This window comes from Citrobacter sp. Cf088, from assembly GCF_030334295.1.
In the GTDB taxonomy this organism is placed as follows: Bacteria; Pseudomonadota; Gammaproteobacteria; order Enterobacterales; family Enterobacteriaceae; genus Citrobacter; species Citrobacter freundii.
In genome coordinates this window covers 1-5,557 of sequence record NZ_JAOWEE010000035.1, presented here as the reverse complement: position 1 = coordinate 5,557, position 5,557 = coordinate 1, and the positions used below count along the sequence as shown (strand labels likewise).

Annotated in this window: 4 protein-coding genes, 4 tRNA genes, 1 rRNA gene and 1 pseudogene; 2 read left to right on the top strand and 8 right to left on the bottom strand. The window is 49.7% G+C overall.

Annotated features, from left to right (window positions below; genetic code table 11):
• The 5 genes from tuf to OGV71_RS04075 form a co-directional block, all read right to left on the bottom strand.
• Positions 1-1,169, bottom strand: a 1,169-nt coding sequence (tuf, locus tag OGV71_RS04095) for an elongation factor Tu (protein WP_049014834.1), incomplete at its 3' end; no start/stop codon positions are given.
• A 118-nt stretch (positions 1,170-1,287) separates the two neighbouring features.
• Positions 1,288-1,363, bottom strand: a tRNA-Thr gene (locus OGV71_RS04090).
• A 5-nt stretch (positions 1,364-1,368) separates the two neighbouring features.
• Positions 1,369-1,443 (bottom strand) — tRNA-Gly (locus tag OGV71_RS04085).
• Positions 1,444-1,557: 114 nt separating this feature from the next.
• A tRNA-Tyr gene (locus tag OGV71_RS04080) sits at positions 1,558-1,642 on the bottom strand.
• An 8-nt stretch (positions 1,643-1,650) separates the two neighbouring features.
• A tRNA-Thr gene (locus OGV71_RS04075) sits at positions 1,651-1,726 on the bottom strand.
• Positions 1,727-1,745: 19 nt separating this feature from the next.
• Here OGV71_RS04075 and OGV71_RS04070 point away from each other — a divergent pair.
• Positions 1,746-1,826, top strand: a pseudogene (locus OGV71_RS04070) (hypothetical protein); the annotation flags it as partial.
• Positions 1,827-2,115: 289 nt separating this feature from the next.
• Positions 2,116-3,066, top strand: a complete 951-nt coding sequence (gene coaA, locus OGV71_RS04065; protein WP_204584299.1) for a type I pantothenate kinase — start codon at positions 2,116-2,118, stop codon at positions 3,064-3,066.
• A gap of 31 nt (positions 3,067-3,097) precedes the next feature.
• On the opposite strand, the gene birA is transcribed toward coaA, so the two are convergent.
• The 3 genes from birA to rrf form a co-directional block, all read right to left on the bottom strand.
• The gene (gene birA / locus OGV71_RS04060) at positions 3,098-4,060 is read right to left on the bottom strand and encodes a bifunctional biotin--[acetyl-CoA-carboxylase] ligase/biotin operon repressor BirA (protein ID WP_204584301.1); all 963 of its coding nucleotides are present in this window, start codon (positions 4,058-4,060) and stop codon (positions 3,098-3,100) included.
• A complete protein-coding gene (gene murB / locus OGV71_RS04055; RefSeq protein ID WP_044703033.1) occupies positions 4,057-5,085 on the bottom strand; it encodes a UDP-N-acetylmuramate dehydrogenase in 1,029 nt (342 codons plus the stop codon). Before murB ends, birA begins: the two co-directional genes overlap by 4 nt.
• Positions 5,086-5,484: 399 nt before the next feature.
• A 5S ribosomal RNA gene (gene rrf / locus OGV71_RS25550) occupies positions 5,485-5,557 on the bottom strand; the annotation flags it as partial.

The following is a 5,557-nucleotide window of genomic DNA, read 5'->3' as shown; positions in this document are numbered from 1 at the left end:
GCAACAACGCCCGCACCAACAGTACGGCCGCCTTCACGGATTGCGAAACGCAGACCGTCGTCCATCGCGATCGGGTGGATCAGGGTAACAACCATTTTGATGTTGTCGCCCGGCATTACCATCTCTACGCCTTCCGGCAGTTCGATGGTACCAGTCACGTCAGTAGTACGGAAGTAGAACTGCGGACGGTAGCCTTTGAAGAACGGAGTATGACGGCCGCCTTCGTCTTTGGACAGAATGTACACTTCAGATTCGAACTTGGTGTGCGGCTTGATAGAGCCCGGCTTAGCCAGTACCTGACCACGTTCGATTTCTTCACGTTTGATACCACGCAGCAGAACACCAACGTTCTCACCAGCACGGCCTTCGTCCAGCAGTTTGCGGAACATTTCAACGCCAGTACAGGTAGACTTAGCAGTCTCTTTGATACCAACGATTTCAACTTCTTCACCAACTTTGATGATACCGCGCTCTACACGACCGGTAACAACGGTACCACGACCGGAGATGGAGAATACGTCTTCGATAGGCAGCAGGAACGGCTTGTCAATCGCACGCTCTGGTTCTGGAATGTAAGAATCCAGGAAGCCAGCCAGTTCGATGATTTTCGCTTCCCACTCTGCTTCGCCTTCCAGCGCTTTCAGAGCAGAACCACGAACGATCGGAGTGTCGTCGCCCGGGAAATCGTACTGAGACAGAAGTTCACGAACTTCCATTTCTACCAGTTCCAGCAGCTCTTCGTCATCAACCATGTCGCATTTGTTCAGGAACACGATGATGTACGGAACGCCTACCTGACGACCCAGCAGGATGTGCTCACGAGTCTGCGGCATCGGGCCGTCAGTCGCAGCAACAACCAGGATCGCGCCGTCCATCTGCGCAGCACCGGTGATCATGTTTTTAACATAGTCGGCGTGGCCCGGGCAGTCTACGTGTGCGTAGTGGCGAGTCGGGGTGTCATATTCAACGTGAGAAGTGTTGATGGTGATACCACGTGCTTTTTCTTCCGGCGCGTTATCGATCTGATCGAATGCGCGAGCAGCACCGCCGTAGGTTTTAGCCAGAACGGTAGTGATTGCAGCGGTCAGCGTTGTTTTACCATGGTCAACGTGGCCGATAGTACCGACGTTAACGTGCGGTTTAGTACGTTCAAATTTTTCTTTAGACATCGATTGTCCCTCTAAGACACGGATAAATCGGTGATATCACCACATCAACCAGGCAATATACCTGAGCTGTTGAATGCTTTTAAAAGTAAACAGAGAGAAACGGGAAGGAGAAGTGAAGTGGTGCTGATACCCAGAGTCGAACTGGGGACCTCACCCTTACCAAGGGTGCGCTCTACCAACTGAGCCATATCAGCACGTCTGGAGCGGGCAGCGGGAATCGAACCCGCATCATCAGCTTGGAAGGCTGAGGTAATAGCCATTATACGATGCCCGCATCCTGAAACTCGGCTACCCAGTTCTTTCTGTAACAAAAAAGAGATTTCTCTCTTTTCTGTTCGAGCTGATTAATTTTTTAATCAACTCAGGCGGCGATAACGCTGCCAGAAAGTGGTGGTGGGGGAAGGATTCGAACCTTCGAAGTCTGTGACGGCAGATTTACAGTCTGCTCCCTTTGGCCGCTCGGGAACCCCACCGGACTTGATGGTGCCGACTACCGGAATCGAACTGGTGACCTACTGATTACAAGTCAGTTGCTCTACCTACTGAGCTAAGTCGGCATCAAGTAGCGCGCATTTTATGGAGACATGCGCACTCATGCAACTAAAAAATTGCATAAAATGTTCTATCGCTCACATTTTGCACTATGCGACCGATAAATAATCTATTTCTTCTTTGGATTGGACAAATTTCCAACGCCAGGTGCCACCTCAGGGAGGAATTTTGCTCCAGCATGCACGCGTCGATAGAGAGAAAGCACATCTTTATACATCTGGAATACCCGTCACATTGCATTTCAGAGGATGATTTTTTCTTATTATTCCCCTCCATCTGGTGTTACCCTCCTGCCCATTGTCCAAATTAACTGAAATGTGCGTGCCATTGCGTACCGGGGATGATTTCGTTTTTACCGCAGACCTGATATAGCAATGACAGCCAGACCATGCGTATGAGTATAAAAGAGCAAGCGTTAACGTCGCCTTACCTACAGTTTGATCGCAACCAGTGGGCTGCGCTTCGTGATTCCGTGCCGATGACCCTGACCGAGGAAGAGATTGCTCGTCTTAAAGGCATTAACGAAGACTTATCGCTGGAAGAAGTTGCCGAGATTTATTTGCCTCTCTCGCGTTTGCTAAACTTTTACATCAGTTCAAACCTGCGACGTCAGGCAGTGCTGGAGCAATTTTTAGGCACGAATGGCGAGCGTATTCCTTATATTATTAGTATTGCTGGCAGCGTTGCCGTCGGTAAAAGTACGACAGCGCGTGTTTTGCAGGCCTTACTCAGTCGCTGGCCAGAGCATCGTAAGGTTGAATTGATTACTACCGATGGCTTTCTCCACCCTAACCAGGTATTGAAAGATCGTGGACTAATGAAGAAGAAAGGCTTCCCCCAGTCCTATGATATGCATCGCTTGGTTAAATTCGTTTCCGATCTGAAATCAGGCGTACCTAACGTCACGGCGCCGGTCTATTCCCATCTCATCTATGATGTGATCCCTGATGGCGACAAAACCGTTGCCCAGCCCGACATATTAATACTCGAAGGGTTAAATGTATTACAAAGCGGGATGGACTATCCTCACGATCCACATCATGTATTTGTTTCTGACTTTGTCGACTTTTCTATTTATGTTGATGCGCCAGAAGAATTACTCCAGACGTGGTATATCAACCGCTTTCTGAAATTCCGTGAAGGGGCGTTTACCAACCCGGACTCTTATTTCCATAACTATGCAAAATTATCAGAAGATGAGGCTATCAATACTGCCACATCGCTATGGAAAGAAATTAACTGGATGAATTTAAAGCAAAACATTTTACCAACACGTGAAAGAGCCAGCTTGATTATGACTAAAAGCGCCAATCATGCCGTTGAGCAAGTCAGGCTACGTAAATAAATAAAAAGGGGAGCCTCAGCTCCCCTTTTTATTATTCAGCACTTCTCAGCGATATTTCTCCACCCATCCAGGGTTTGATCTCGCCATTTTGTTCAAGCAATAATGCACCTTGCGCGTCTATTCCACGAGAGATACCAAATATTTCTTTATCACCAATAATAAGTTTTACCGGGCGGTCGATAAAGTTATCCAGTTTCTTCCAGCGAGGCAGATACGGTGCTAAACCTTCGTGCTCAAAGAGCACCAACGCAGCGCGCAACTCACGTATCAGTCGGGCAGCAAGGGTATTGCGGTCAATGTTAATGCCCGCTTCCTGCAGGTCAATCCAGCCTTGATTAACCACATTTTCTTCAACCCGGCGCATGGACATATTAATACCCGCGCCGATAACAATTTGCGCGGCATCACCTGTCTTACCTGTCAGTTCAACCAGGATCCCTGCCAGTTTACGGTCGAGTAAATAGAGGTCGTTGGGCCATTTTACACGGACTTTATCCGCACCCAGATCACGCAAAACCTCAGCCATGACGATACCAATAACCAGACTCAGGCCAATCGCGGCGGCCGGTCCTTGTTCCAGCCGCCAGAACATTGAGAGGTAAAGGTTGGCACCAAACGGTGAAAACCATTTCCGACCACGGCGCCCGCGCCCGGCCTGTTGATATTCAGCGACGCAGGCATCCCCTGACTCCAGCTGACCTATTCGGTCCATCAGGTACTGATTGGTTGAGTCGATAACCGGCAGGACAGTGATATTTCCACCATCCAGTTGAGAATGAATAAGTGAGGCATCTAATAGTTGGATAGGCTCCGGTAAGCTGTATCCTTTACCTGGAACAGTAAAGACTTCAACCCCCCAGTCGCGCAACGTCTGGACATGCTTATTGATTGCGGCACGGCTCATTCCCAACGTTTCACCGAGCTGCTCACCGGAATGAAATTCTCCATCGGCCAATAATGAAATAAGCGTCAGAGGGACGGTATTATCCTTCATGCAATGATCTCCACAGCATTCATTTCACCCTGCGGACCAATAAACCGGACCTCTGGTTCGAGCCAGACATTAAATTTCTCACCGACTTTTTGGCGCACATGGTGTGCAAGTTGCACTACATCCTGACTCGTCGCATTATCTGCATTGATCAGCACCAGTGCCTGCTGCTGATGTACCGCTGCGCCACCAATGCGCATACCTTTTAGCTGGCACTGATCGATAAGCCAGCCTGCTGCCAGTTTCACAGAACCATCAGCCTGCGGGTAATGAGGTGCTGTTGGGAATTTAGCCAGGAGCTCCTGCGCAATATTCCCAGTGACAACAGGATTTTTAAAGAAGCTACCCGCATTACCGTTTACTTTCGGATCGGGCAGTTTTGTCGTGCGCATATGGCAGACAGAATCAAAAACCTGCTGAGGTGTAACTGTTGTAGGATCCAGACGTGTCAAGTCACCGTAAGTCAAAACGGGCTGCCACTGTTTAGGTAAGCGCAGACCAACGGCTACAATTGCGAAACGATCCTGGTATTCATGCTTGAAGATGCTGTCACGGTAACCAAAACGGCATTCTGCTGCGTTAACGCGCAGATGTTTGCCAGTCGAAAGCTCAACGCAGTCTACGTATTCGCAGACGCGCTGCAGCTCTACGCCATAGGCACCAATATTCTGGATTGGCGATGAACCCACGCAGCCGGGAATGAGTGCCAGATTTTCCAGGCCAGGCATGTTGCGCTCCAGCGCATAGCACACCAACTGATGCCAGTTTTCACCCGCGCCTACGTGCAAATGCCACGCATCAGGTTGCTCTGTAATCTCAATACCCTTAATACGATTGACGATCACCGTACCCTGGAAGGTATCAAGAAACAGGACGTTACTCCCTTCGCCCAGAATCAGTACTGGATGATGCGATGCATTGGCTGATTGCCAGGCATTCAGTAATTGTTGTTCATTTTCGGCGCAGACAAGTTCATTCGTTTGCTGATCGATACCGAAGGTGTTCCAGGCTTTAAGGGAGTGATTCATAGACGCTTTCCTGATGCAAAATCGCGCCTAGTTTACCGCATATACTGCAGAATGGCTTGTGTTATGGAGGCTCAGGATATTGCTTTGCACCCGATGGTGCGGTGTCGTGATCTGCCTGATGCGCTGCGCTTATCAGGCCTGCACAATACATTCCCGTCCGGCGTTTTTTTTACCCCGCACACACGCAAAAAAGCCCATCCGTCAGGATGGGCTTCTTCACTTTATTTGATGCCTGCCAGTTTATGGCGGGCGTCCTGCCCGCCACCCTCCGGGCCGTTGCTGCGCAACGTTCAAATCCGCTCCCGGCGGATTTGTCCTCCTCAGGAGAGCGCTCACCGACAGACCACAGATAAAACAAAAGGCCCGGTCTTTCGACCGGGCCTTTCGCTTTTATTTGATGCCTGGCAGTTCCCTACTCTCGCATGGGGAGACCCCACACTACCATCGGCGCTACGGCGTTTCACTTCTGAGT

What these genes read in the sequence shown, in the direction of transcription:
- coaA (WP_204584299.1), top strand. Translation starts at nt 2,116, where the DNA reads ATGAGTATAAAAGAGCAAGCGTTAACGTCGCCTTACCTACAGTTTGAT.
- birA (WP_204584301.1), bottom strand. Translation starts at nt 4,060, where the DNA reads ATGAAGGATAATACCGTCCCTCTGACGCTTATTTCATTATTGGCCGAT.
- murB (WP_044703033.1), bottom strand. Translation starts at nt 5,085, where the DNA reads ATGAATCACTCCCTTAAAGCCTGGAACACCTTCGGTATCGATCAGCAA.